Below are 26,961 nucleotides of genomic sequence, written 5' to 3' on the forward strand. Positions count from 1 at the left end.
ATCAATTGCCGTGATTTCAATGGTCTAAATCAAAAATACCTGTACCCAAGCTAGAAGCTGCCGCCCCGACGGTCGTGGAGAGGAAGGAGGTTCAAGAGGAGATACTACTGTAGTGAGAGTAGCTCTTAAAGCTAGTTTTAAAAAAGTGTATTGAGACGTCAAAAAACCAATCCAAGGAGCCGAAAACTCGGGTTGGTTTTTGGCGATAGTTTCTGCATGAATAGAAACAAACTGCACATCAGCCGTTTCGTGTTCATTGTGAGCATAGCCTTCTTCCGTTTGATGTTCATGCTCTTCATCTTCATGCTCACAAGCCTGACTTTGGGTATTTACTAAAAGATGCAAATGCCGCCCGTGCTGCTCACATGTATGCGTCAACGAGCCATACCCCCTACCAATCACCAATAGAAAAGTAGCGAGCAAGAGTGTAAGAGACCGTTGAAAATACTTTTTGAGCATCACTTTTATCAGAATGCCCAAAGATATGATAAAAACCTGTGCAACAGGGTTTCAGGAAAGTTTTTTGTGTCTTACCCTAAATTTCATAAAAAGAAAACCTCCCGTTTAGCCTCTTACAAGGCTAAATTCGGAAGGTTTTTTAGGGATAAACCAAAAATAATCTTAGCTATGGATTTAAGCTTTACTCGTTTTGATAAAGCTTAAATCAGCTATAGAGCTTATACTTTATAATAATCTTCCCATCCTTTACGCGGAGGCAATCCCGTCAGCAATGCATTGGCAAAAGCATTGTTGGTGATGGTCTTGGTATTACGGTCAAAGAGCAGTTTGGTATTCATCCGTTGGGCAAGAACGCCTAGCGAAAACACCTGACACAATGGCCCCGCAATTTCGAACGGCGAGCGTGTTTTTTCTTCACCTTGACATGCCAACAAGAAGTTTTTGAAGTGATTCGAAGGGCTTTGAGGCACTACAGGAAGTTTAGATTGCATTTCCAACGCTTTTTCTTTGGGGATAATACTCAAAGTACTTCCGTGAGAACCGCCTTTAAAAATAAGATCTTTTGAATAAATAATCTTACCCGGATTCAATTTGGCCTCTTTTACTTTTTGACCCGCTGCCACCGGAATATTAGGATCTAACTCCGACAAACCATAGCCGTCTGGCAATGGAGGCTGATTGTTAACGCCATCATACCAAGTAACATCCACCGCCGGCATTCCTTTTCGCTCAGGAAAACGGAACAACAAAGTAGAAGACATCGGGAAAAAATAATCATTATGTCCTTCCAATTTGAGCGCGTTGACTTCGGTAGGCAAGCCTAAATCGAGGAATTGATGCGCGGTATCCAAAATATGCGCACCCCAGTCACCGAGCGCCCCCATTCCAAAATCATACCAGCAGCGCCAGTTGCCGTAGTGGTATTTTTCGTTGAAATCATGATACATGGTATTCATGTGCCAAGTATTCCAATCTAAGGTAGCAGGAATGGGCTGCGCTTCGGGGTATCTGCTGATGTTGGTATCCCAGCCGTGCCATCTACGCGCCGAGTTCATGTGAGCGGTGATTTTGGTCACATCTTTGATGATACCCGCTTCTTTCCACGCTTTAAACTGGAAATAGTTGGCCTCAGAGTGACCTTGATTTCCCATTTGGGTCACCACTTTCGGGTATTTTTTGGCCGCTTTCATCATCAATTCTGACTCATGAAAAGTACGCGCCATTGGTTTTTCGACATAGACGTGTTTGCCTAATGCCATCGCGTGCATAGCCACTACGAAGTGCGCAAAATCAGGAATCCCGATGGATACCGCCTCAATTTGGTTGCCCATGCTGTCAAACATCTTCCGAAAATCTTGGAATTGTTTTGCATTGGGAAATTTGGCCGCGATCTCCTGCGTATGCTTTGCGCCCATATCAATATCGCACAAAGCGACAATTTCGGCCAAGCCGGTTTTGTCCAACTCCTTGATAATCTCCCCTCCCCGAAATCCAATACCGATACAAGCCAATTTTACTTTTTCGGCTTTTTTGTTGGTAATAATCCCCGGACTAAGTTGCGAAAACGCGAGCCCTGTGCCCGCTATACCGGTTTTTTTTATAAAATCCCTTCTGGTTGCCATAGTATAGGTATTTGTTATTTTGCTAATATTTTGAGGTTTTTAAACCAAACTTCGTCTCCGTGGTCTTGCAATAAAATAGGGGCTTCGGTCGCATTGCCAAAGTCAGCGTATTTTTTGTATTTGCTGTAATTGACCAAAGCGCGCCACATCTGAGTATTACGCTCATATTCCACAATTTTGACGCCATTGAGCCAATGCTCCACGTGATTGTTGTTGACTACAACCATTGCGGTATTGAACTCACCATTTTTATAAGGCTTATTGGGAGCCGCCGCAATCAAATCATAGAGGGAGCCCAAAGTGCGATTGCCTTCTACTCCAGCTTTGGCATCGGGGTGTTTTTCGTCGTCAAGTACCTGAAACTCACACCCAATACCTGATGGACTTACAAAGTACTTAATACCGCTATTTGCGCCTTCAGTCAGTTTGAAATCTACTTTCAAAACGAAGTTTTTGTATTTAGTGGTCGTAATGATATCTCCACCACGCGCACTTTTCAGGACTTTCAGCACGCCTCCATCCACACTCCAACCTGTAGCGGGAAAATTATCACCTTTGGTGCTTTTCCAGCCGTTGCTGGTTTTGCCGTCCCAGAGGAGTTTCCATCCTTCGGCTTTTTCTTTTTTAGACAAAGTGTTATCACCTTCGGTCTGAGCCTGAGCCACTGACACCAAAAACGATAAAGACACTAATAAAAAGTTAATTTTCATAAAGTATATCGAATTAGCATTGAATTTGGTTTGCTGCTTGAGGGGTCTTACTAAGGCAATGCGCCTTTGAGACTACTTCATAAGAAGTCTAATAGGTGCATTTCTTACCCAAATATACCGTGAGAAATCTTAATTAATCTGTTGTTATACCTTATCCAAAGCCATAATTTGCGACTTATACGCTTCCGGCAAAATCACGTCTTTGAGATAATTTTCGGCTTTTAGCAAACGTAAAAATTGATAGCCCCTCACAACGGGCGCAAACAAAGGTACCTTACCCAGCCCTAGAAGTGCATTCACCTTGGGAGGCACTACCAAAATCTGGGCCTGCTTAAGTATCAAAAACCGAAGCAATCCTAGATGCTTTTTGTATTGTTGATAAAGGTCGGTAGTAAAATGACTTGCTAATAAATTTTCTTGAAGATGCTGCGCGCGCATTTGCTCCCAACTTTCAAAGTGGGTGGGCAATCCTCTGATTCCCATTCTAGCCCCTACCCTATAAAATACCTCAAAGACTTCTTCTTTTTCTTGAGCAGTTAGTTTTTGTTCTAGCAATTCATACGACCTGATGGAATAATCTATCAGCATAAAAAGAACATCACGATAAGCCCAATCGGGAATTTGAGCAGCGCGACTTTGCTCGACGGCCTGATGGATAGAGGCGATTTTGTCAATGGCAGCAAGGGCCTGGTGATATTCTGAAAAAACAATTTGACGGGCATAAGCCACCGTCGAAAACAAACGTCCTAGAGGGTCGGAAGGTAGCTTACCCGTAAAATACAACCAATCGACGGCTTTATTGAGGGCAAATTCGGCAGAAGCACCCGCAAAAATAAACAGAATGGTATCGGATTTTCCCCAGATTTTTCTTACAACAGAATCAGGAGCTACAAAGTATTCCATTTTGATACAATAGGTTTCAATTTCGTTTCTACAATCAACACAAACAAAGCACCTGCCGTATAAGCAATCACGTCAATCCAAGAAAAGTAGGTTCCTAGCACCACTCGCGCGATTTGCACGTCTTCTAGCCCAAGTCTTGTTACGAAATCGAGATACTGCAAGAATTCTATTAAATACGAAAACAATAAAACTCCTATCAATACAGAGAAAGAGCCAAACCCACTCACTCCCCGAACGGTAGCGTACAGTAAAATAACGACCAGAAAATCACCTCCAATGGGCCGAACGAAGCTATCATCCACAAAGAGGGCAATCGCTATTTCGGTTATCAACAAGATAAGCGCGACGATAAGATAAGGTTTATTGAATTTCATATAAAAATTAAAAAGTACTTTTAAATACAAAGTAAAATAAAAAACAATTAGCTTCATAGGGCTTTATATATTTTTTAGGGCTCTTTCTGCCCTTTATTTTTTTATATAAGTCTTCCAACCTCTTGTGCCCTCAATTGCGTCTGTCTATCAAAATCAACCTTTCTATTTTTATGAAAAACAATCTTATCGGAATCGTGGCGATAAGCGTAGTGATGGCTAGCTGTAAGTTGGACTCGACGGTACAGCCCGAAATTATCATTGACCCTATTCCTTATCAAGTCACCCGTGATAGTGTCGAAACAGGGAGCTATTTAGGAATCAATATTAACGAAAATGCCGCTGATGCCTATAGCAAAATCCAAGCCCTTCAGTCGCTCAAAGGAGTGGCGTTCTTAAACATCGTTAGTAATACCTATTCAGATTTGGGGCAGCTTCAAGAGCGCCTTCCTTTGTATGAATACATTTTGCTAGACCAAAAACAAGGAACCGATTCGGGCGTACAGATAACGATAGAAGGCCAAACCGTCAAAGCCATCTATCTCAATAGTGGTACAAAACTCAACCAATGGCCGGCCAAATTGAAAGAAAATTCATCGGTACGGATAGGCGACCACGTCAATTCACTTTACCAAAAACTGGCAAACATCAGACAATTAAGCTCCTATTCTAATAAATTTGAACGTATTTCGCTCCTTACCAAAAACCTAGCCACCCCCTATGACCTTGGCATGACTCGCTCTCCCCAATGGTATTTTACATATCCCACGGGGCCTAAGCAAATGGACGAAATACAACTGCATTTTAAAGAAGGAAAAGTAAGCAAAATCTACATCAACCATTATCGGTAGTAGGCTCAAGGATAAAGGCAAAGGTTTTTTGCTAAACAATTAGGGCAGAAATATGTGTAATGAGCAAAAAACATTAAACCAAAAGAAACTGCCATCTTTGTAGCTTAATATGTGTTGATTCAAATGATTTACCTCGACAACAACGCTACCACTCGCCTCGACCCGCAGGTTTTGGAAAGTATGATGCCGTTTTTGACTGATAATTTTGCCAATGCCGCTAGCACGCATCCTTTTGGACTGAGTGCTAGCGATGCCGTAAAAACAGCTCGTCAACAGTTGGCAGATTTGATAGAAGCGCAGCCTCACGAAATTGTTTTTACTTCTGGCGCTACTGAAGCTATCAACTTGGCAATCAAAGGAGTAGCTGAACAGTATAGTTCCAAAGGGAAACACATCATCACGGTACAAACCGAACACTCGGCGGTGTTGGATGTATGTCAATATTTGGAAACCAAGGGTTTTGAAATCACCTATCTACCCGTACAGTCTGACGGGCTTATTAGCGTCGATCAACTTCGCTCTGCTTTACGAAAAGATACAATTTTGGTGTCTATTATGGCCGTGAACAATGAAATTGGGGTGATTCAGCCTTTAAAAATGATTAGTGAAATAACCCATCAAGCGGGGGCTCTTTTTATGACCGATGCTACGCAAGCCGTAGGTAAACTGCCACTCAATGTAGATGAATTGGGCATTGACCTCATGCCAATGTCGGCACATAAGTTTCATGGTCCTAAAGGCGTGGGGGCTCTTTTTGTGCGGCAGCGACGCCCCAATCGCGTCAAACTCGAAGCACTCTTGCACGGTGGCGGCCACGAAGGAGGCAAACGTTCGGGAACACTCAATGTAGCAGGAATCGTAGGCATGGGCAAGGCTGCCGAACTTGCACAAAGATACCTTAAAACCGATGCTGAACGCATAGGCAAGCTACGGGATACACTCGAAAAACAACTTAATACTGATGCCGAAATCCCGCAAGTGGTAGAAATGGTAAAGAAGGTCGTGGGCGAATTACGGGCGATGAGTGGTATGTAAACTCTTTTGTCACGCTGCAAGCGTCCGAAATCATTTTGGGAAAGCATTATACATTACAAACGCATACATTAGAGATGCAGCCCGAAGGTTTTTGAACCCGCTTGGATTAAGGTTGGTATAAAATAAACGTCAATTCTTTAACTTGTTTGAAGTGATTGTCGGCAGATATGAGGGCAATACCTAAGAAAATTGCGGTAGCAGCAACAATAGCATCAGGGAGTTTTAACCGATAATTGCGGCGAATTTGCTTGGTAATCTCTTTTATTCCCGTATTAATGTCAATTAATGTCAATCAATGCCGATTCATTCAAAAAATAATGAACCGCCATTTCTTCTTCTGGAGTAATTTCCTTGTAACTAAGCAATTCCAGTTCACTAATAAACGATAAATAAAAGTTTTTATCTTGAAGATAAGACTCTAAAACGGTATCTCCGTTTAGTAAATAAAGAACAACGTTGGTATCGAGCAACAGGTTAATCCCATTCATCACGCATCCGTTTTTGGATTTTCAAAGGGTTTTCCTTCAATTTTAATGCACCTACATATTTTTTAAAATCATGCTTAGGCTTTGCACTTTGAACCGCTTTGAGCTGAGCATCAATCTCTTCGCGTGAAATCCCTTTTTTTAGTATGATTGTCATCGTTTTTTTTGTTTGCAGATTGAAGTTACAAAAAAGATCATTACTCCACTAAGCCATAGCATTTTTTCTTTTGTCACGCTGTAAGCGTCTGAAATCGTTTTTGAGAAAGCACCAGACGTTACAAACGCATCTTCCACGGGTTAGTGACAAAGGCTTGTAGACTAAACAAAAACCAGCTCAAACAGCCCCAGAGGGTCGTAATATTGGTAGAGAAAAAAGGTAATTCCCCACCCATGAGGCTCCAAATTTGTCACGCTGTAAGCGTCTGAAATTGTTTTTGGGAAAGCATTATACATTACAAACGCAAAGTTAATAAATATCAAAACTCCACTTTTAGTTTTAAATGGCCTCCAAGTCCCTCATGTATGATACGGAAAAGCGTAGAAAGACGTATATCAGAAGCATCATTCTCAATACGTGAAATGTAAGATTTGTTAGTCCCTATTTTGGCGGCTAACTCAGCTTGAGTCATATTTTTACTCTTACGGGCTTCTTCTATTAATACCCCAATCTTGAAAGCTTCATAGCGTTGTTCCCAGTTTTCTCGAGCTTCTGTACCAAGAGGACCGTATTTTAGGTCTAAAATGTCTTCTAAAGAAGTGATGTTAGGATTATTTTTCATCGAAATACATTTTTTTAATTTTTGCTGCTTTTTCTAATTCCTGTTTGGGGGTTTGTTGTGTTTTTTTCTGAAAAGCATTCCCCAGCACTACAAGCTGCCCTTCATCAAAAAAACAAAAGATACGATAAATATTGCTACTTACCTGTACTCGTATCTCAAAAAGCCCATCGCTGCCTTCAAGGTGCTTTAAATACTTCTCAGGAATAACAGGTAAATCCCGAATCAATGCCAAAGTCCACTCAATTTTTTCCTGTACTTTGGCAGTTTGAACTTGATAAAACTCTAAAAAGTAATTCTTGTAGGCGACAACTTTTCTCATACAACTCTCATTTACGCCACAAAGTTGCTTAATTAGACAACTTTTTCCAATATTATCGGTCTTTAATTCACAGAAGGGTTTTGTAGGTATTCGTTACCCACGATTTATTTGTCACGCTGTAAGCGTCTGAAATCATTTTGGGAAAGCATTATACGTTAAAAACGCATCTTTCACAGGTTAGTGACAAAAACTTTTTGGCTGAGAACAAACACAGCCCCAGAGGGGCGTAATATTGATAGAGAAAAAAGGTTGTTTCCCCACCCATGAGGCTCCAAATTTGTCACGCTGCAAGCGTCTGAAATCATTTTGGGGAAAGTGTCATACATACGGCTCCAAGTTTTTGGGGATAAAAGCAAACCCGCTTAACAAAGTGAAGGATTGGAGAGCGGATAGAGAAACTTTAAGAAAAAAAGCTTTACTTCTTCTTTGCCCTTTTAGCATATAAGCTAGTAAACGGCTCAGAATTAAGCACTTTGTTTATATTTTCGGCTATTAAAGTGGCATATTCTTTTGTACCAAGCTTTGAAACTCTATTTGGATGAATAATTGGCTGACCGTTTTTGTCTTTTTTCTGCTTCCATTTTGGTCCTGAAATCCATAACTCTCCATTTTCAAAAACTTGATACATAACGTAGCTATCTCCTTGTTTTCCAATGGCTACATCACCTTCCCATTTTAGAGGGTATATAGTTTCTTCACTCATTTTTTAAACACATTTTTACGATGCCATTCAAAATTAGCCAACGACGGCCAAAAATCTTTATCATTTGGTAAAGCAATTGTTTTACCTTCTATTTTTGAAAAACTATACTCACTTTGGGCGTTTTCCTTAAAGGAGGGGGAAAGTATCACTTCATAACTATCGTTAACAGAAATTAAGCCTCGGTCAAAAGCGCGGTGGAGATTGGGGCAAAGGGCGATACCGTTTGTTAAACTATTATCAAAATCCTTTGCAAATGGAATAATATGACAAGCATCTACCATCGTAATTGTAAATAAAGCCGAAACCCGAAGTCCTGATACACAACAAGTTTCGTCGTAAATCTTAATTACTTCACGTCTAAAAATCGCACCTCGGTTATAGACTTCGATTTGATATGTTTCGGGGTCAAGACGCTTTTTAAGGTTCAATAATTTGGTTTTGTATTCCACCGAAGGTTCAAAAACTTCGTTTTTCAAATCATCTAAATAGTCATCTTTCTGGTTTTCAGTTGACTGTATAGATTTTTGGGGAAAGTATGTTTTTAAAACCATTTGTTTTAAAACTTCTCGACTTTCCTTATTCAAAAACAAAGAGGTTAAGTTTGGGTCAATTTCAGCATAAGCAACTGCGGCACTCAAATTGCCAAAACTTCGCATAGAGCCTGGGTTTTCAAGCCAAATTTCACACCCAATATTAGGGACTAGTCTCCACCAATTACCCTTTTCGCCCGAAAGATGATAAAACGGTAAGGCAAAACGTTGGTCATGTTCAGTCGTTACAAGTTGATTCCAAAGTACAGAAAACGAATGAGTTAATTCAGGAGTAATAAAAATACGATTGTCTTTGATACGCCCTAATTCATATTCATTAATAATGGCAAGAAGTAAAACGGGTTTGTGAGGGGCACCGCCTTTTTTTGAATCACGCCGAAGATTCGCAAAAGCATGGATATAGTAGCCAATAATCCGATTTTCTTCTTGCATTATTCTTTTCCTATAAAAACCTTTGATTATATCACCTGAAAACCATGTGCGTAGGGGTCGTCGTCGGGATCGATGGTGATGGTGTTGAGACCATACACTTTGGCCCAGCCTTCTATGCCCGGAATGATAGCCGCGTAGTTGCCTACTGTAGCGTAGTCTTCGACCGTACCGATGAATTTGCTCCCGATGATGCTTTCATGAACAAAGCGGTCGCCTTTTTTTAGCTTGCCTTTGGCGGCCCACTGGGCCATACGGGCAGAGGTGCCCGTACCACAAGGCGAGCGGTCGATGGCTTTGTCGCCGTAAAAAACGGCATTGCGCGCCGACGACGTAGGGTCAATCACCGCCCCCGTCCATTCGATATGGCTCAGGCCGTTGATGGTAGGGTCGTTGGGGTGAACAAAACTGTACTTTTCGTTGATGCGCTGACGCAACACCCGCGCCCAACCGATGAGTTGCTCCGCCTTGAAATGCTCCAAGCCGGGAAAATTTTCCTGTACATCCACTATGGCATAAAAATTTCCACCGTATGCTACGTCCATTTTGAGCGTACCCAAGTCAGGACATTCAGCTTCGATGCCTTCCGCCGCCAAATACGAGGGCACATTGACGAGTTTTACTGATTTTACCTTATTGCCTTCTTGCACATAACTAATCAACACCAATCCCGCAGGCGCTTCCATGCGCACGATGCCGGGCGTTTTGGGCTGAATCAGCCCGTGCTCGATGGCAATCGTAATGGTCCCGATGGTACCATGCCCACACATTGGCAAACAGCCGCTGGTTTCGATAAACAGCACCGCTACGTCGTTGGCGGGGTCGTGGGGTGGATACAAGATACTACCCGACATCATGTCGTGGCCACGAGGCTCAAACATAAGACCTTTGCGAATCCAGTCATATTCGCGCAAAAAATGTTGGCGTTTTTCGCTCATATTGCGGCCTTCGAGCACCGGGCCACCGCCCGCTACCAAACGAACAGGATTGCCACACGTATGGGCATCGATACAAAAAAATGTTTTGGCTGACACGTAAAATATAAATTGGGGTTGATGATAACTATTTACTTGAGCGCCGCTTGGCGGAGTGCTTTTTGAATAATTGCTTCTAAAACAGGCAGGTTTATATCGGATAATTTATTGATATACAGGCAGGAAACGCTCGTTTTGTGCTTGCCAAGACGTTTTAATTCTTCCTCAAAATACCCAATGCCAGAAGTAAGATAAAGGGTGAGGTTTTGTTTGCGGGGCGAAAAACCCACCAAAAACCAATCACCTTGACGCCCACTCGCGTATTGGTAGTGAGTATCACCAAATCCCACTATACTCTCACCCCACATACGAGCGGGGCTTTGGCTCAAACGCTCCATGATTTCGGCTACGGTGCGGCTATCCGCCTGACGTTGAGGAGGTATGATATTCTCCAAAAAAGCCTCCACGCTTTTGTCGGTAGGTTGGGTTTTGTTTTCTGCCATGATAGTAGGATTTTTTAAGATAGAGTACAAAGTTAAGAGGATTTGGGAAGTGACGAAAACCCGCCTAAAATGAATAATCCTCGGCAGGTATGCCGAGGATTATTCCGCCGTTTGGATAGCAAACTACATACTCTTGCTTTTGCCTTCTTTCTTGGCTTTTTTCTCAGCCCGTTTTTCTTTTAGATTTTTTTCAGGCTCTTTTTTCTTTTCCTTGCTGGGTTTATCTTTTGACATAGTAGTACAGGAATTTGGGTGATGATAAAAAACTAAAAGGTTGGAAAAAGTCCCCGAAAATGGCTAGGTACTTTTGTTTCAAAACGCAATTTTTCGTTGGTTATTGGATGGACAAACCCAAGAATCCACGCGTGCAAACCCAGTCGTCGCATAGGATTGGAGCTTGCGCCATATTTTTTATCTCCCACAATAGGGTGTCCCAAGTCTTGTAAATGTACCCGAATCTGATTTTTTCGACCTGTTTCTAGGTTGATTTTCAAGAGACTAAAGTCTTGACTTTGAGCAATAACCTCAAAATGAGTGACTGCTTTTTGGCCTTGTTTAGGGTCTTGGGTCGAATATACAACAAATGCCTTACTTTCTTTCAAATAAGAAATAAGGGTACCTTTGGGCTCACTCACTTTTCCTTCGGCAATCGCCAAATAAGTGCGTTCTTTGGTACTAGGTTCCCACGAAGCTTGCAGGCGTTCTTTGGCTTTTTCACTTTTAGCAAAAACCATCACACCCGATGTGTCGCGGTCGAGGCGATGCACGATAAAAATCTTGTGGGCAGGATTTTGGCGTTTTACGTAGGCACTCAAAAGATTATAAGCCGTTTTTTCGTCCGATTTTCCAGTCGAAATAGAGAGTAGCCCTTCGGGTTTGTCAATCACAATCAGATGCGCATCTTCATACAAAATCGTCAACCCTGACAAAGCGGGCGCACGTTCGGTTTTTTCGCGGCGAATCTCCACGCGCTGCCCTGCCTGAAGCGGAAAATTGTACTGCGACTGCATCTTACCTTCTACCCATACTTGCCCGTCGCGCAGCAAGGTTTTGATATTGTTACGACTTTTGTTGGGTAGTTTTATCAACAAAAAAGCCATTAATTCGGCGGACTCGGCCACCGTCAGCAAGATAGGCGCTTGAGACATTTTAAGGTTTTTTATAGACCTTCACATAGTCTACCACAAATACATCAGGATAGACGGTATGCTGTAAATCTTTTTTTTCGGAAGGAAGCTCCATGCTCAAAATGAGGTATTCTTCGATACGCGAAATACCCATCGTGACTTCATAAAATTTATAGCCATCAATAAAAAACGAATACTTCTCAGGAGTCCACTCCAGCGCAAAGGTATGAAATCCTTCGCTCACCCCTTTCAGGTAACTTTGCATCCCACGGGTGGATTTTTGGTTGGGACCATACGCCCAGTGTACATTGTGCGAAACAATGTCGGTACCCAGTTTTTTGAAAAATTCAAAAATATCAATTTCGGCTCCATACACGGCGGGGTCTTCTCCTTTGGAAATATCGGGTGATTGAATCCAAAAAGCAGCCCACACCCCTGGCGACTTTTGGAGTTGTGCGCGGCATTCAAAATAGCCGTATTTGGTCATGAGTTTGCCTTGGGTTCCTACGGCTCCGATGAGCAGGCTATCGTTTCGCTGAAGTGCGTAGATTTTGAGCATCCCGTCTTCTACCTTCACAGTTTCGGCCGATACATACCCCAGCGCCCGTGGGCCAATGCCTCGTATGCTCCATTTGGATTCATCTAGTCGATTGCCATCGAAATTGTCTTCCCAAAACAACTGATAACCAAGCTTTTCGGGCGTATATCGTTCGGGCGACATTGGCGGCTGCGCAGGACGTTGGGCTTCTGCTAAAAGCCCCCAAAAGCCCGCCATAAGTACAAAGAGGTATTTTTTCATACGGTAAACTATCTTTGGAGGCGATTTCAGCAAAGGCCGTTTTTTTAAACACATATTCTCCTTTGTTGTTGGTTTTCAAAGCCGCCCTTATCCCATTGTTAGCGCACTTTGGTTTTCCAATCTTGGTATTTTTGTCGCATTTGGGTTAAGGAAGCCTGATAAGCCGCTTCTTTGGCTACATTACGCTTTTCGTCAGGGTCTTTTTTTAGGTCATAAAATTCCTCGTAGCCATGTTCGAGATAGTTCATGTATTTGAAATCCTTTCTTACAACGCCTTCTACTTTTGGCAAACGGGGTGTTCCTAAAAAAGTGTGTTCGTAAAAAAACTCTTCTCGGTGGAGGCGTTTGTTTTTCCCTGCGACCATTTCCAGCAAATTGATGCCTTGCATTTGCTCAGGAATCTTGACTCCTGCTAAGGCCACAATGGTAGGAGCGATGTCGATATTGAGCGCAAATTGCGTATTCACTTTTTTCTGCAATTTAGCATTACGAGGGTCATAAATAATAAGTGGCACCCGAATCGACTCTTCATGACCAAACCACTTACCCGAAAGACCGTATTCGCCCAAATAATAACCGTTGTCGCCCATAAACACAATCACCGTATTGTCGGCTAATCCTTTGTCTTGCAATGTCTTCATCATATTTCCGACTACTTCATCTACGCCACTAATAAGCCGATAATACTGACGCACACTTTCTTGATACATACGATTGCCGTCAAATTGAAGATACCAACGCTCGCGGGCGATGTTTTTGTCGGTTCGGAAAAAATCTGGAAACGACTGCCAATATTTAGGATTTGCTTTTTCTGGTTCGGGAATGGAGTCTTGGGCATACATGGTTTTGTAGCGTTCTTGGACAATAAACTGCCGTGGGTCGCCATCTTGAATATGCGGTGCTTTGAAACTCACCGAAAGGCAAAACGGGGCGTCGGAGGGTACATTGGTCAAAAACGCTTGAATATCGTTGTTGACCTTGTCGGTATGATGAATAAATCGCCCTTGGGCGTCTTTCATTTCATAATCGGGCTGAGGCTTGTCAGACCCCGCCCAAAAATCAAAAGCCTTGGCGGGTTGTTCTTTGGGTACTCCTACCCCATATTTCCCAATAAAGCCTGTCTGATAACCCGCACTTTTGAGCAGGATTGGATAGGTATTTTGAAAAGCTTCGGGGGTAAAACTAGTATTAAAATCTTCGATTTTGTGGCGTGACATGTACTGCCCACTCAACAAGCTAGCCCGACTTACACAACAGATAGAAGTAGTGACGTAGGCGTTTTTGAATAATATCCCTTTGGTAGCGATTTGGTCTAGGTGAGGGGTTTTGATGAGGGTATTTCCCATCACACCCAATGAATTCCAGCGATGGTCGTCAGTAAGCAAAAAAATAATATTGGGACGAGCATCGGCTGGTTTTGTTTTAGCAATCATGCCAAAAGCACAAAGTCCCAAACACCCCACAAGAAGCAGATAGCCACAGTACTTCATCAGAAAACAGAATTTAGTTTTGAATAGAAGCCGCAGGCACGCAGGTTCTACTTTTGCGACTGAATTTTTGCCAAATACACCTTTAGTTGTTGCTCGGTATCCCCACTTTTGTGTTTTTGTTTGACCAAAAATTGGTAAGCTTTATCGGCAATAAAACCATTTTTATGTTCCAACAATTTTGCCACCAACTTCCCGATTTCGACATCTTCTACTTGGTTTTTTTGAAAAAGTGCCAACACATTGTTGACCAATTCCCCACTAAGCAACGATAACGACGACGCCAACGCATAGACCGTAGAGGGAGTCAAGGACTGCATACGTCTGAGTTTGTTGATAATCAATTTTTGAATGGCATAATTACTCTTCAAAAACACCTCCGTCAAACCCGTTTGGACCGTCTCGTCGGTCAAAGGAAGTACCCGAATCGCCGTTTCGGAGAGATTATAAGCATCTTGGTGAATGAGAGAAAGTACTTTGGAAGTAAGCAACGGATTCTCGGTAAAATAAGGAGTAGCGTGATTGAGCGCCCATATCCTGTCACCCAAATCGGGGCTATCCAAAATTTGAAGCAATAAAGAAGGGGATAAAACACTTACCGTTTTTTGTTGGATTTCGCTTTGCGTAATTCCATACACAAAATGCCAAAGTTTGTAAGTCGTATAAGCGGCGCCTTTGATGATGTATTCGAGAACATCAGGCGCGGTGGGCGACGAAATAGCATCTACTTTTTGGGAGTCAGAAGAAGCCTTGGGCACTAAAGCCTCGTACGCAATTGTCCCTAAAGGCGACAACGAATCGGCCAATAAAGCGTGTAGCCGCTCATATTCTTCATTGACAAAAGGCTCGTGGTCAGTTTTGCTCAAAAATTCACCTTTGGGCAACTCAAATCCCAAATAGCGCCCTGTGATGTTCCAGTAAAGCGTGACAACGAGCATACGGCATTTGCCATCAAAACAAACATTGCTTTGGATATGTCGATAGTAAGCCGTGGGGAGTGCCTCTTTTGATTGAAGCTGAAATAAAGTATCAACTCCTAAATCTTCCTGAAAATCAACAAGATAAAACACGACCTTATCTTGTTCTAACTTTACGGTAGGAGATTGAAAATAGCGAATTTTGTCGGAGGCATCCACGGTACTAAGGATGCCTCCCCACAAAATCAGTAAGGTTATTTTGAAAATAGGCTTCTTCAAAACCAATCAAAAAGTCTTGTTTTAAACTTTGGGAACAATGCCGCCGTGCTCTTCCAAAAGCTGCCGAATATCTTTCATCGATACCTCCAAAGGTGTTTTGTTTTGAAGGTTAGCCAACACCGCTGTAGCGCCAGCGGCTTGACCCATTCCCATGCAAGATGCCTGCACACGAAGAGCTGAATTGGCCAATCGGTCACTACTTACGCAGCGGCCTGCTACCATAAAATTACGACTATTTTTGGGAATCAACGCCCTCAGAGGCACCGTAGGCACAATCCCTTCTTTGAGGTGGTCGGGTACTACGCCATTTTCGTCGTGCACATCAATAGGATAGTACGAATACGAAACCGAATCATCAAACATCTTCCCCGTGACATAATCTTCGTGGGTAATTTTGTAATGACCGTCAATGCGGTAAGTCTCACGCACTGCCGTTTCGTTTTGCATGTCTATGAGGTGGGTTTTTTCCAATCCCGGCAAGGTTCGCAAAAAGCGCAGCGTATCTAGCAATGACTTTCGCCCTTTCAAATTAGCCACTGTATGGGTTTCGGAAGTAGTAGCATCTGCCCCCAAAACATGCGAGATATTGTCGCCAGCACTTCTGAGCAGTCCCACGATATTGTTACGAAAATCCGCTTTTACCAGTTCTCCCTTAGCAAGGGCTTCTTGGTAGCGTTGTTGTATCAATTTCACATCCAAAGTTTTGAGGTCATATCCACCAATCTGAAACATCAAAGTACCCGGCTGTGTCTCCGCTTCTCTCAATACCGGAAAACCCGCCAAAGAAGTAGCGAAGGCATTGCCTGTACAATCAATCAGTTGATTACAAGCGATTTCGGCGATTACTCCTTTGCCCATCGTTTGTACCAGCCACCCATTTTTTTGAGGCGTAATTTTGGTAGGCGTTTCATAAAAGCGAATTTGTACGCCCGCTTCTACGCATTTTTCTTCGATGAGCAAGGCATACAGCTGCCCATTGAGCCGCACCTGATGTCGAGGGTGATTGCGGCCATGTGGTATCGAAAAGTTGGGTAGAGTGTCGTCGTTCATAGCCACCGCCGATTGTACCAATTCCCAGCCAATGCCGCTGATGACCTGTTTGCCCCAAGCAAAGAAAATCCCCGGAAAAGCCACGCCACCCGTGGTGGTAGTACCGCCTAGTTGGCTGCCATTTTCGACGAGAATCGTCTTACGACCTGCTCGCCCTGCCTGAATCGCCGCAATCACCCCCGCCGTACCGCCCCCAATCACCAAAATATCGGTTTTGAGGATTGTTTTTTTGATTTGATAAGGTGCTTGTACAAACTCACCCTTTTCTAAAACGGGGGCTGTCATCAGACTTCCCAAAGAAGCGAGCGCGGTTCTTCTTTTTATTTTTTCCATGAGCTAAAAATTTAATAACCAGGGTTTTGGTCTTTAACGGGGTCAAGGGCTTTGTTGAAGTTCATTTCCGACACCGGAATCGGCCACAAAAGGTGTTTGTCGGCTACCGTAATTCCTTTAGAAGCTTTGATTACCTCTTTTACTTTTCCTGTTCTAACGAGGTCGAGCCATCTTTTGCCGAGGTACAAAAACTCATAGGCACGTTCTTGTAAAACCAAATCTACAAAAGAGGTGGCATTGTAATTGCCCAACACAAAATCTACCGAAGAAGCCACTTTGGGGTTTTTGCCGTAAGCTCTGCGGTGTACTTGGTTGAGTGCTTCAAGTGCTTGAGCCGTGGGGCCGTTGCCTGCCCGAGCGGCAGCTTCGGCATAAATCAGCAGCACATCGGCATAAGCATATACAGGGTCGTCGTTGCCAGCGCCGTTTTGACTGATGGCTTTTTGGTCAATAAATTTAGAACTGATAACTGTATTGGCTCCTAGCCCGATGTTGACTTTTTCCCACAGAGCCTTGCGAATATCGGCAGGGTCCCAAGCTTTATAAAAAGGGTCGGTGGTTTCACCATACACCACATACGCCCCGCCAAAATTGAAGAGATTGGTACTTGGATGGTTGGTAATCCAAAGCATATAGTTTCCTTGGTCCACCTGACGCGTGTATTTAAAATAAAAGATTTCTTCGGTCGTAGAAACCAACTCTGGCCCGAATACTTTCAATTGAAAATCTTCTTTGGAAGCGATGGGCACGAGCGAAAACTTATTGCTTTTGATGACTTCATCGGCTTTATCGCGCGCTTCTGCGTATCGGCCTAGATTGAGATATACATCGGCCAATAAGGTCTTGGCAGCCCATTTGGAAGGACGCCCCACATTGGAGGGAGTTTCGGGGAGGTTGGCTTCGGCTTCTTTCAAATCAGCCACAATCAAATTATAGACCTCTTCTACGCTGCTTTTTTTGAGATTGATGTCGGTCATATTTTGTTCGGTACGCAAGGGTACACCCGCCCAAGTTCGTACAAGCTGGAAATAATTGAAGGCGCGTAAAAATTTGGCTTCCGCCACGTATTTGTTGATGTCGGCCTGCGAAATGGATTTACCCAAAGGTGCGTTTTTAATGACCAAATTGGCATTGCGAATACTCAAATAAAAAGCATTCCAAAGCCCTGCTACGCGGCTGATGTTGGCATCGTTGAGACCTTGATAACCGTGCAATGGTGCCCAACTCCCCCGTCCATACGCATAATCGGCTTGACACTCTAGGGTGGTTTCAAATACGGTGAAGTTAGTACTCCGAAGGGGCGTGTAGATAGCATTGGTGGCTGCTTCTACTTCGGCTGCCGTATTGAAGAAATTTTCTACTACAATAAACTTTGGTTCTTCGACCAAAAGGTTTTCGCAAGAAGTGAGAGCGAAACAAACAAACATTCCTAGTATGCCTCCTCTGAATACGTTCTTAGAAGGTTTAAAAAAATTTATGATTGGCTTTTCCATGTTCAATTTTTTGATTTTACCGACATTTTGGAATCAATACCTACTCCTAAAACTTTGGCTAGATTATTTAAAACCCTGCTCTGAGTCCAATCGTCCATGACTTAGCAGTAGGATAACTGTTGTGGTCAATTCCTTGCATGGTCGAATTGCTCCCACCTCTTGAATTGACCTCAGGATCCCACCACGAATACTTGGTGAGGGTAAGTAGATTTTGGCCACTGCCATATACTTGCAGATTGCGTATCCACTTTACTCCGAGCTTTTCCATGGGGAGATTGTAGGCAAGTTGTATGGTTCGGAGACGCAAATAAGAACCATCCTCAATAAATCGATTGGAGACACGAGTAGCGGTGTTGCGGCTGATAATCGGATATTTGGCGTTGGTGTTGGTAGGAGTCCAGTGGTTGTAGAGGACTTCTTTGGGCATATTTAAGCCAAAACCATAATCAATTGTATTGACAATCGAACTTACATTAAACAAATCATTGCCTTGCACGCCCTGCACAAAAAACGACAAATCGAAGTTTTTGTAAGACATATTTGAATTCAACCCATAGATAAAATTAGGGTTGGGGTCGCCGATGTAGGTTTTGTCGTTTTGAGTGATGCTTCCATTGCCGTCCAAATCTTTGAAATTGATGCGACCTTGGTCGGTATAGCCGTCTTCTACGTAGCCCCAAAACTGACCAATCGGCCTGCCTTCTCTCAAAATACTGGTGACATCATTGATGACAACCACGTTTACATTTCCTCCCAAAATATCGTCACCACCGTACAGTTTTACTACTTTGTTGCGATTGAATGAAATATTGGCGTTGACATCCCATTTGAAACTTCCCGTAAACAAGCGACTATCTACTCCTAGCTCAAACCCTTTGTTTTGAACTTCTCCCACATTCTGAATCGTAGAAGTAAACCCTAAAGAAGAAGGCAAAGACACGGTATTGAGCAAGTCGCGGGTATTTTTGATGTAATAGTCGGCTGTCAAAATGAGGCGATTGTTCAACATCCCAAAGTCTATCCCAATGTCTTTTTGCTCGGTAGTTTCCCATTTGAGGTTGCCCGGAAGGCGAGTACCTGGCGAAAAGGTAGTATACATAGCATCGTCAAACACGGTCCGAAATGAAGAAAGTTGGTTGAGCGTGGCATAGGGGCTAATGGCCTGACTACCCGTAAGGCCCCAGCTTGCGCGTAGTTTCAGGTCGGAGATGAAAGTATTGCTTTTTAAAAAGTCTTCATTTGAAATCCGCCAAGCCAAAGCGCCCGACGGGAAATAGCCCCATTTGTTACCTTCACTATAGCGCGACGAGCCATCTCTACGCATACTTACCGTGGCTAAGTACTTGTCTTTGAAGGTATAATTGACGCGACCTAGATACGACAACAATACTGATTTAGAATAACCTGAGTTGGGAATGCCAGGCGTAATGGCCGAACCTAAGCCCGAGGTTTCGATAATATCACTCAAAAAGCCATTGCCCGAAGCCGAAAGCGAGGTATTTACAAAATCTTGATACGTAAATCCCGCCACTGCCGATACGCTATGCACTTGACCGAATACTTTACTATAACTGATTGTATTTTCGTTCAACAAACTAGTTTGTTGAGTGGTACTCACACTAGCCCGTCCGGGTGAATTGAAGAAATTGGTCGTTGTATAATTGTCGGTACGGTCATCGGCATTTTCGATACCGCCCGATATTTTTATCGTAATTTCGGGAATAGGATTATAGATCAAAGCGGCATTGGTCAATACCCGATTGGCTTTGATGCGGTTTGTTTGCTCATTGATAAAATTCAGTGGGTTGATAATGTCGGTAGCCACAAAAGGATACGCAATCGCCAGCACCCGATACGTACCATTGTCATTGTAAGGTGTCAAAGTCGGTGGCGCCGAAATAGCTGCCGAAATCATCGAATTGCCACGCGAGCCACCTTCACTGTCTCTTCGGTCGGTTTTGAGACGCGAAAGAGTACTAGAAAGCGTCACGCTAAATTTTTCACTGATTTTATGAGATAGATTGGTACGCAATGAATAACGCTTGTAGTCACTTCCTTTGATGATGCCATCTTGTCCAAAAAAACTGCCTGATACCGAAAACTGTGTCTTGTCATTTCCGCCGCTAATATTGAGCGAAGTAGTTTTCATAGGGGCTTTGGTAAATACCAAGTTTTGCCAATCAAATCCTTCTCCAAAAGCATCTACTTGAGCTTGGGTAAAATAAGGATTCAGTTTGTCGTTGGTCGCTTGGAGGTTATAAAACGTGGCGTACTCTTTGGCATTCATTAAATCCAATCTTTTGATAAGAGACTGAGAGGTAAAACTTGTTTCAAAATCGACCTTTGTTTTGCCTGATTTTCCGCGTTTGGTGGTAATCAAAACCACACCATTAGCCCCCCTTGACCCATAAATCGCTGTAGCAGAAGCATCCTTCAGGATTTCCATGCTTTCGATGTCGGCATTGTTCAACACGGTAGGATTGCTACCCGAAGTAGGGAAGCCATCTACTACATACAGAGGCTCGTTACTTCCCTGAATCGAATTGGTACCTCTGATACGAACACTTACCCCACCTCCTGGCGCTCCTGTATTTTGGGTCACTTGTACCCCTGCTGCTCGTCCCGACAAGGTTTGTAATACATTGGCAGCGGGAAAAGCATTCAATTCTTTTGATTTTACCTGCGTTACCGAACCCGTCAAGTCGCTTCGTTTTACAGTACCATATCCCACTACCACCACTTCATCAAGTGCTTTGGTATCTACTTTTAGGCTTATATTGATTTGGGTACGGTTGCCCACCACCACTTCTTGTGGCTCATAGCCCACAAAACTAAATACCAAAATGGCGTTTGCATCAGGCACTGCCAGCGAAAACTCTCCGTTGGGATTGGTAGTAGTGCCTTTTTGAGTTCCTCTCAGCAACACACTCACGCCGGGCAAGCCTTCGCCTTTGTCACCGTCGGTGACTTTACCTTTGATGACTTGCTCTTGGACTTCGATTACGTTTGGGACTGGCACCGCTATCTCTTCGAGTGAAGCTGATTTTTCGGGGAGTTTTTGGCGCAACAAAATGCGCGTCCCTACCACTTCATACGAAATATGGAGCGGTGTAAGAAGTTCTTTCAATACCTCCGAAAGCTTGTTGGTAGTAGCCAACGACACCTTTTGGTCGGCTCGGATGGCATTGGGGCTATATACAAATTTGACTTTGGCTTGTTTTTCGATATTGCTAAATACGCGCTTTATCTCCACGGCTTCGATTTGCAGCGAAACAGTCGTATTCAGTACTTCTTGAGCTTTGGTAGCGTTGGCGCTGGCTAGTCCACAAAAAACTACCAGCAACATAAATTGAGTAACCGTCATTCTCATCGCTTTGAGTAAGAACGCTTTGGTTCGTACATTTTTTTGCATAATTTTAACATGTTTTTGGTTTCGTAAGGCAAAAACTAACCGCCCATCAGACCTCACGCCAATGAAGTCTGAACACCCCGAACGCCAATTCGGTGGCGGCTACGCTAAGCCGGCAATGCTCGCTACATTGTCGGCTTTTTTGTAAAAAGTCAATTTTATTTTAAGGAATTACAAACAAAAACCGTAGGTTTTACTTACATCCTTCACCGTTAATAAAAAGGCTGGTGCCGCGTTGTTCGTAGGTCGCATTTACCGACTTACACACTAAGTCTAGCTGCGTATAAAGAGGTAGGTCATTGAGGTCTGCCGTAAAAATACATTGGTTAAGGGTTTGATTTTCAACAATAATTTGAAGTCCATAGGCTTTTTCGAGCCTTTTCAAGACTTGGGGCAAGGGGGTTTCGTCAAAAATAAAAGCAGTAGAGGTGGCAGGAGGTCGCACAATGGCGGGCACTTCGATGATACCCGGCGTGAGTTTTCCCGATGCTTTATCAAATACAATTTTTTGATTAGGGGTCAAAATCATACCATTTCGAGGCTGCGTTTTTTTGGAAGAGTTTTCATAAACCGACACCCTCCCCGTAGCCACTACTACTTCGATGGATTGGGCATCTTCGTAAGATTTGACCGTAAAGCTCGTCCCTAATACTTCGGTGGTGAGGTCGCCCGTATGCACGATAAAAGGTTTGGTAGGGTCGCGTTTGACATTGAAAAAAGCTTCACCTTTCAGAAATACACTTCGGCTTTGTTTCCCAAAATGCTCAGGATAAGTCACACTGCTATTGGCCTTCAGTACTACGATACTCCCGTCTTCTAACTTGATTTGGCGAGGATTGGCGGCGGTATTTTTAACTTCAATGCCGTGCGGGGCTTCTACCTCAGCTTCAGCGAGGGGTTGAGGGGGGGGGTCTGAACGATTAAATCCCCAATAAACGCCCAAAAGCAATACCACTGAGGCGGCTGTCAGCCATTTCCACCAGCCTATACGGTGTCGATACTCCTCTTCTATGACTGGCTCAGAAGTAGCTTCTTGAATGTGATGCCAAAGTCTTTTTTTTGTGGTTTCTTTTTCTTGTTCTCCTAGTCCCAAATCAGTGGTTTTTAGCAAGTTGTCCTGCCACTCCACAATCAAGCGCTCCTCATCAGGGCTACATTGTCCTGCTAAGTATTTTTCTAACAATTGATTGAATTCGTACTGGTTCATCTTTTTGTATGTGTATGAAGAAATGGGTGGATATCAATTGTCAGAATGATAAGCTTTGAGTTGTTCTTTAAGAACTTTTAGCGACTTGGTGATATGATACTCTACCGCTTTTTCAGAAAGATTGAGTTGTTGGGCGATGGCCTTCACAGATTGGTTTTCAAACCGACTCAGCTTAAAAATCTCGACGCTTTTTTCGGGGAGTTTTTTCATTGCTTCCTCTACTGCCTTCGACAAATCCGAAAACTGAACTGTTTCGTCAGTAGCGTTGGACTGTCTTATTTCATTAAAAATCAAATACTCCTGAAACTTACGGTGCGTAATCTGCGACTTGATGTAGTTGGTAGCCAAATGCTTAATCGAAACCACCAAATACGCACTCAAATGCTGAATGATACTTACATGCCTGCGTTTCCAGAGTTTTTCAAAGAGGTCTTGAACCAATTCTTCGGCTTCCTCGCGCGTGCCTGTTTCGTGATAAGCTACCCCCAACAATTTGTACCAATACCGATGATAGATTTCTTCAAAAGCGCTTTGGTTGTCGCTTTTCAAAAAATCCACTAATTGCTCATCCGTCAGGGCTTGATACTTCATAAGTAAGTGCTTCTGTTGGTGTATAGTCAATCAAGTCGGAAAAATCCCTAAATGATTTTAAAAAATCTTTGAATAATAATGAAAACTTATTTTTGGATTAGCTTATCTATGAACCCTATATCAAGCAAAAAGCACCTTTGAGTAAACAGAGGTGCTTTTTTAGAAAGTAAATAATATTCCCAAACTTTGTTACAAACTTTTCAAATAAGCAATGCTTTTAGGCACTTGCTGACTCCAAATAGGGCTTTCGTCTTCGATAAAATAGTGCTTGATGCCAATTTTTTTGGCTTCTCTTATTACTCCTGGAATGTCGATTTGGCCGGTTCCGAGCGTCACATCATTTTCTAGTGGCGTACCTCCTGTCAAATCCCCTTTTACTCCTTTGCGAAGATCTTTGAGATGCACAAGCTGAAAGCGTTTTCCATATTTTTTTAGGAGTGCCACGGGGTCGGCGCCTCCGTAAAACGCCCAAAGTATATCCAATTCAAAAGATACGTAATCGGGGTTGGTGTTTTTGACAATATAATCAAATAAAGTACCGTCTTCGTAAGGCTGAAACTCATAGCCGTGGATATGATAACAAAACGTAACACCATTCTCTTTCAAGGCTTTCCCGATCATATTGAAATCCGTTACCGCTTTTTTGGCCTCTTCTAGTGTGAAACCTCCTTTTACTTTGTGCGGAATCCAAGCACACATGAGGTATTTAGAACCTAAAATATTGGCTGTTTTGGCGGCTGCAACGGGATCTTTTACCAATTGCTCATAGCCACCGCCCGTAGCGGGTATTTTGATACCTCGCTCTTCGCACATTTTTCTAAATTGCTCTGGTGTAGTGCCTTTTTGTGCACCTCCTTCTAGCTCTGTCACCCCCAAGGCTTTGAGGGTATCGAGGGTAGCGGCGACATCTTTCGGAAAACTAGCCCGATAGGTATAAGCCTGCATACCAATGGGGAAAGAATACAATTTCCCTTTTTGAGCGAAGGTATCAACGCCCATTAGCAAAAGAGAAAGGCAAAATGAAACAGTTATTTTTCTCATTGTATAAAATTGATTTTGAGTTAGTTAAATGCTTTCGCAGGGTTAATTATTATCTATCTATTAAATCAAGTATTTTAGTACTTTAAAAATACACTGATTCAAAGGTCGATTGAGCCTTATTTTACTGATAATAAGTAAACGTACAAGAATACACTTCGCAAGAATACTTACCTCTTTAAAACTTCTTCATAGCCTCAGCATATCGTCGTCCCAATTCGCGCGCCGAAGGGGTATCAAAATGCGTTTTATCCCCTTTGTCGGTCAGGCCGGTGGCTTCTACACAGGCTGTTTTTTTGATCTCTTTGGACAAGTTGCGGAGTTGTTGGTTAATATTTTGGGCTTCAGTCACTTTAAGCACATAAAAATCGCCCAAAGTACCTACTACAAACGGTACTCTTTTAGCGGATAATTCTTTACGAAATCGCTTTATCAAAATTTTCAATTTTTCGGTGTAGCTTCCTACTAGTTCCGCTTTGCTATCGCTTTCGCCTTGATGCCACAAGATACCTTTCAATTTGCCCGCGACCAAAGCCGCTTTAGCTCTCCGAATCGCATCATCGTAAGGGTAGCTTTTGGTTTGGTCGTGATAGCCTCCGGGTTGCCATTTGTCAATCCCCGAACCACCCGCCGCCGCAGGTATGAGTCCTATGATGATGTTGGTGTCGGCCTCTGCCATTACTTTTGCAAACTCCAATCCAGGGCCTACTCCTGCTTCAGGTTTATCAAAATGCAAAGGAGCGACGGCGGGCACCCATTGATTGTCTTTACTAAACATCCAAATCCGTGGATGTGGCACTTTGTCAGCCGCTTCGGGGATGCCCCTTCCTGCCATATTTGACTGACCCACAAGTAGATATAGATGTACTTTTTTGCCTTTAAAATCAGGAATTTGGGCAGTTGCTCCCACCACAAAAAGACATAATAGCACGCAGAGAAGAGATTTCATGTACATTTTATCACGTTTATTTTTACTTAAAATACTTTTCTAATACTTCTTTGGGCTGCCACTGGTCGGGTTTACGCACTACATTTTTATAATCAAATACCTGAGAAGAGATTTCGGTAGCCATAAGCGGATGCGGGTCGCCATAGAGTTGTTGATGTTTTTTCAAGTCTTCGGTCATCGCCTTGACTCTATCGGCATGTTCGGGTTTTTGAGCCAAATTGTTAAGCTCATAAGGGTCTGATTGCAAATCAAAAAGCTGCGTAAAATCTACTTTGGGATAACGAATCAATTTCCAGCGACGATCACGAATAGCTCGTTGATTGAAGGTATAAGCCGTAAATACTTGTTGACGCACAGCCTGTGTTTTGTTTTGAATGATTCCCGACAAGTCTTTTCCTTCCAAATCTTTAGGGACTGGAAAGCTGAGCATTTGGCTGAAAGTAGGAAAAAGGTCAAAAAGATACACAAAAGCATCCCGTTTTTGGTTTTTAGGAATGCCTACTCCACTCATAATCAGCGGCACTCTCATGCTATGTTCATAGAGGTTTTGCTTGCCCAATAGCCCATGACTTCCCATCGCCAAACCATTGTCGGCGGCAAATACCACTATGGTATTTTTGTCGAGTCCTTTTTCTTTGAGTTTGGCCAAGATTTTACCAATCGCTTCGTCCAAATGCGTAATCATGGCGTAGTACTCGGTCAACTGTGACTTGATAACATCGGTCGTGCGCGGATAAGCCGCCAACATTTCATCGCGAACGGTCATATCACTGCCAAAATTGAAAGGATGAGCCGGCATAAAATTAGGAGGTAGCGGCACTGTACCGTAGCGTTTGAGATAATCGGGCAGCGGCGACCGTGGGTCGTGCGGAGCCGTAAAAGCCACATAAGTTACAAAAGGCTTATTGGGGGTTTGTTTATCCAAAAAATCGATGGCACTTTGGGCGAAATGGTCGGTCGAAAAACCTTTCTTGACGGGTTCGGTAAAAGTCCCGTCGGATTTTAAATCGCACATGGGTGTTTGATAATGGTCGGCCATGCCACCAAGCATTACGTTTTTGGCCTCCATAAAACTCGCACTTACAGCCGCAGGTTCATTGTGCCATTTGCCCGTCATAAAGGTATAATATCCTTTTTGGCGCAATAGCATCGGCCACGTGGTGACACCGTTGAGTTTGTCGGTTACTCTAAAAAAACCTTTGCCACTCATCAGCATGGCCCGACTAGGCGCACATACCGCTCCATGATGCCCTCCCAAAATGTGCGCTTCACTAAACATTGTGCCATTTTGGGCGAGTTGGTCAAGATTCGGCGTCTTCACATAAGGGTTACCATAACACCCCACTGCATCGGCGCGTAGATCGTCGGCAAAAAGAAAAAGGATATTGGGCTTAGAAGATTGCGCCAATACAATTTGACAAAAAAGACAACAAAACAAGAATAAGGCTCTCGACATAAAGGTCATTTTTTAACTGTTTAGCTTGTGTATTTTGCGTCGGAAACGCTGTACCATTTGTGACCCAAATCATAGTTTGGGTCAAGTTATACACGTCCCGACCTGATGTGGGAACAAAGACAACATTTGCCA

At 43.2% G+C, this 26,961-nt stretch carries 28 protein-coding genes; 2 read left to right on the top strand and 26 right to left on the bottom strand.

Going from position 1 to position 26,961, the window contains the following annotated elements; genetic code table 11:
- Positions 1 to 24: 24 nt before the first annotated feature.
- From G563_RS0107825 to G563_RS0107845, 5 genes are all read right to left on the bottom strand, one after another.
- On the bottom strand, positions 25 to 459 hold the full coding sequence (locus G563_RS0107825) for a hypothetical protein (protein ID WP_028664838.1): 435 nt from the start codon (positions 457 to 459) through the stop codon (positions 25 to 27).
- A gap of 218 nt (positions 460 to 677) precedes the next feature.
- Positions 678 to 2,081 (bottom strand): Gfo/Idh/MocA family oxidoreductase, encoded by a 1,404-nt coding sequence (locus G563_RS0107830; RefSeq protein WP_028664839.1) that lies wholly within the window; start codon positions 2,079 to 2,081, stop codon positions 678 to 680.
- 14 nt (positions 2,082 to 2,095) lie between these two features.
- Complete coding sequence (locus G563_RS0107835) at positions 2,096 to 2,791, bottom strand: 3-keto-disaccharide hydrolase (RefSeq protein ID WP_028664840.1); 696 nt, start codon at positions 2,789 to 2,791, stop codon at positions 2,096 to 2,098.
- A gap of 144 nt (positions 2,792 to 2,935) precedes the next feature.
- On the bottom strand, positions 2,936 to 3,694 hold the full coding sequence (locus tag G563_RS0107840; RefSeq protein ID WP_028664841.1) for an oxygenase MpaB family protein: 759 nt from the start codon (positions 3,692 to 3,694) through the stop codon (positions 2,936 to 2,938).
- Positions 3,679 to 4,125: a ribosomal maturation YjgA family protein gene (locus G563_RS0107845; protein WP_229598457.1), complete on the bottom strand. Its 447-nt coding sequence runs from the start codon at positions 4,123 to 4,125 to the stop codon at positions 3,679 to 3,681. Before G563_RS0107845 ends, G563_RS0107840 begins: the two co-directional genes overlap by 16 nt.
- Positions 4,126 to 4,238: 113 nt before the next feature.
- Here G563_RS0107845 and G563_RS0107850 point away from each other — a divergent pair, with 113 nt between their 5' ends.
- Positions 4,239 to 4,916, top strand: a complete 678-nt coding sequence (locus G563_RS0107850; RefSeq protein WP_028664843.1) for a hypothetical protein — start codon at positions 4,239 to 4,241, stop codon at positions 4,914 to 4,916.
- 123 nt (positions 4,917 to 5,039) lie between these two features.
- Complete coding sequence (locus tag G563_RS33975; RefSeq protein WP_084650798.1) at positions 5,040 to 5,951, top strand: cysteine desulfurase family protein; 912 nt, start codon at positions 5,040 to 5,042, stop codon at positions 5,949 to 5,951.
- 106 nt (positions 5,952 to 6,057) lie between these two features.
- Here G563_RS33975 and G563_RS38620 read toward each other — a convergent pair whose 3' ends face one another.
- The 21 genes from G563_RS38620 to G563_RS0107970 form a co-directional block, all read right to left on the bottom strand.
- The gene (locus G563_RS38620) at positions 6,058 to 6,243 is read right to left on the bottom strand and encodes a PIN domain-containing protein (protein WP_211235260.1); all 186 of its coding nucleotides are present in this window, start codon (positions 6,241 to 6,243) and stop codon (positions 6,058 to 6,060) included.
- Complete coding sequence (locus tag G563_RS38625) at positions 6,230 to 6,439, bottom strand: PIN domain-containing protein (protein WP_211235261.1); 210 nt, start codon at positions 6,437 to 6,439, stop codon at positions 6,230 to 6,232. The genes G563_RS38620 and G563_RS38625 overlap by 14 nt, the downstream gene beginning before the upstream one ends.
- The gene (locus tag G563_RS37945) at positions 6,426 to 6,593 is read right to left on the bottom strand and encodes a hypothetical protein (RefSeq protein WP_157585152.1); all 168 of its coding nucleotides are present in this window, start codon (positions 6,591 to 6,593) and stop codon (positions 6,426 to 6,428) included. The genes G563_RS38625 and G563_RS37945 overlap by 14 nt, the downstream gene beginning before the upstream one ends.
- A gap of 319 nt (positions 6,594 to 6,912) precedes the next feature.
- Positions 6,913 to 7,215 (bottom strand): helix-turn-helix domain-containing protein, encoded by a 303-nt coding sequence (locus G563_RS0107880; protein ID WP_028664844.1) that lies wholly within the window; start codon positions 7,213 to 7,215, stop codon positions 6,913 to 6,915.
- Positions 7,205 to 7,534, bottom strand: coding sequence for a type II toxin-antitoxin system RelE/ParE family toxin (locus G563_RS0107885; RefSeq protein WP_037326144.1), 330 nt, complete (start codon positions 7,532 to 7,534; stop codon positions 7,205 to 7,207). The genes G563_RS0107880 and G563_RS0107885 overlap by 11 nt, the downstream gene beginning before the upstream one ends.
- 415 nt (positions 7,535 to 7,949) lie before the next feature.
- A complete protein-coding gene (locus tag G563_RS0107890) occupies positions 7,950 to 8,237 on the bottom strand; it encodes a hypothetical protein (RefSeq protein ID WP_028664846.1) in 288 nt (95 codons plus the stop codon).
- Positions 8,234 to 9,220, bottom strand: coding sequence for an HNH endonuclease (locus G563_RS0107895; RefSeq protein WP_037326147.1), 987 nt, complete (start codon positions 9,218 to 9,220; stop codon positions 8,234 to 8,236). The genes G563_RS0107890 and G563_RS0107895 overlap by 4 nt, the downstream gene beginning before the upstream one ends.
- A gap of 26 nt (positions 9,221 to 9,246) precedes the next feature.
- A complete protein-coding gene (locus G563_RS0107900) occupies positions 9,247 to 10,251 on the bottom strand; it encodes a 4-hydroxyproline epimerase (protein WP_028664848.1) in 1,005 nt (334 codons plus the stop codon).
- Between the two features lie 32 nt (positions 10,252 to 10,283).
- Positions 10,284 to 10,694, bottom strand: a complete 411-nt coding sequence (locus tag G563_RS0107905; protein WP_028664849.1) for a DUF1801 domain-containing protein — start codon at positions 10,692 to 10,694, stop codon at positions 10,284 to 10,286.
- 266 nt (positions 10,695 to 10,960) lie between these two features.
- Positions 10,961 to 11,842 carry an RluA family pseudouridine synthase gene (locus G563_RS0107915; RefSeq protein ID WP_028664850.1) on the bottom strand — a complete coding sequence of 294 codons (882 nt, stop codon included), beginning with the start codon at positions 11,840 to 11,842 and terminating at the stop codon, positions 10,961 to 10,963.
- 1 nt (position 11,843) lies between these two features.
- Positions 11,844 to 12,620, bottom strand: coding sequence for a glycoside hydrolase family 16 protein (locus tag G563_RS0107920; RefSeq protein WP_028664851.1), 777 nt, complete (start codon positions 12,618 to 12,620; stop codon positions 11,844 to 11,846).
- 98 nt (positions 12,621 to 12,718) lie between these two features.
- Positions 12,719 to 14,110, bottom strand: coding sequence for a sulfatase family protein (locus G563_RS0107925; RefSeq protein WP_028664852.1), 1,392 nt, complete (start codon positions 14,108 to 14,110; stop codon positions 12,719 to 12,721).
- A 47-nt stretch (positions 14,111 to 14,157) separates the two neighbouring features.
- Positions 14,158 to 15,303 carry a hypothetical protein gene (locus G563_RS36805; RefSeq protein ID WP_157585155.1) on the bottom strand — a complete coding sequence of 382 codons (1,146 nt, stop codon included), beginning with the start codon at positions 15,301 to 15,303 and terminating at the stop codon, positions 14,158 to 14,160.
- A 21-nt stretch (positions 15,304 to 15,324) separates the two neighbouring features.
- Complete coding sequence (locus G563_RS0107935; protein ID WP_084650800.1) at positions 15,325 to 16,686, bottom strand: FAD-dependent oxidoreductase; 1,362 nt, start codon at positions 16,684 to 16,686, stop codon at positions 15,325 to 15,327.
- An 11-nt stretch (positions 16,687 to 16,697) separates the two neighbouring features.
- Positions 16,698 to 18,179, bottom strand: coding sequence for a RagB/SusD family nutrient uptake outer membrane protein (locus G563_RS0107940; RefSeq protein WP_037326152.1), 1,482 nt, complete (start codon positions 18,177 to 18,179; stop codon positions 16,698 to 16,700).
- 67 nt (positions 18,180 to 18,246) lie between these two features.
- On the bottom strand, positions 18,247 to 21,591 hold the full coding sequence (locus G563_RS0107945) for a TonB-dependent receptor (protein ID WP_229598458.1): 3,345 nt from the start codon (positions 21,589 to 21,591) through the stop codon (positions 18,247 to 18,249).
- 190 nt (positions 21,592 to 21,781) lie between these two features.
- Positions 21,782 to 22,795, bottom strand: a complete 1,014-nt coding sequence (locus G563_RS33990) for a FecR family protein (protein ID WP_051210822.1) — start codon at positions 22,793 to 22,795, stop codon at positions 21,782 to 21,784.
- Between the two features lie 33 nt (positions 22,796 to 22,828).
- Entirely contained in the window at positions 22,829 to 23,386 is a 558-nt protein-coding gene (locus G563_RS0107955) for an RNA polymerase sigma factor (protein WP_028664856.1), read from the bottom strand.
- Positions 23,387 to 23,575: 189 nt separating this feature from the next.
- Positions 23,576 to 24,427, bottom strand: a complete 852-nt coding sequence (locus tag G563_RS0107960; RefSeq protein ID WP_028664857.1) for a sugar phosphate isomerase/epimerase family protein — start codon at positions 24,425 to 24,427, stop codon at positions 23,576 to 23,578.
- 175 nt (positions 24,428 to 24,602) lie between these two features.
- Positions 24,603 to 25,373 (bottom strand): sialate O-acetylesterase, encoded by a 771-nt coding sequence (locus tag G563_RS0107965; RefSeq protein ID WP_028664858.1) that lies wholly within the window; start codon positions 25,371 to 25,373, stop codon positions 24,603 to 24,605.
- A 22-nt stretch (positions 25,374 to 25,395) separates the two neighbouring features.
- Positions 25,396 to 26,829 carry a sulfatase family protein gene (locus G563_RS0107970; RefSeq protein WP_028664859.1) on the bottom strand — a complete coding sequence of 478 codons (1,434 nt, stop codon included), beginning with the start codon at positions 26,827 to 26,829 and terminating at the stop codon, positions 25,396 to 25,398.
- Between the last annotated feature and the right edge of the window lie 132 nt (positions 26,830 to 26,961).

Origin of the sequence: Runella zeae DSM 19591 (assembly GCF_000423565.1) — a bacterium.
GTDB classification, from domain to species: Bacteria; Bacteroidota; Bacteroidia; order Cytophagales; family Spirosomataceae; genus Runella; species Runella zeae.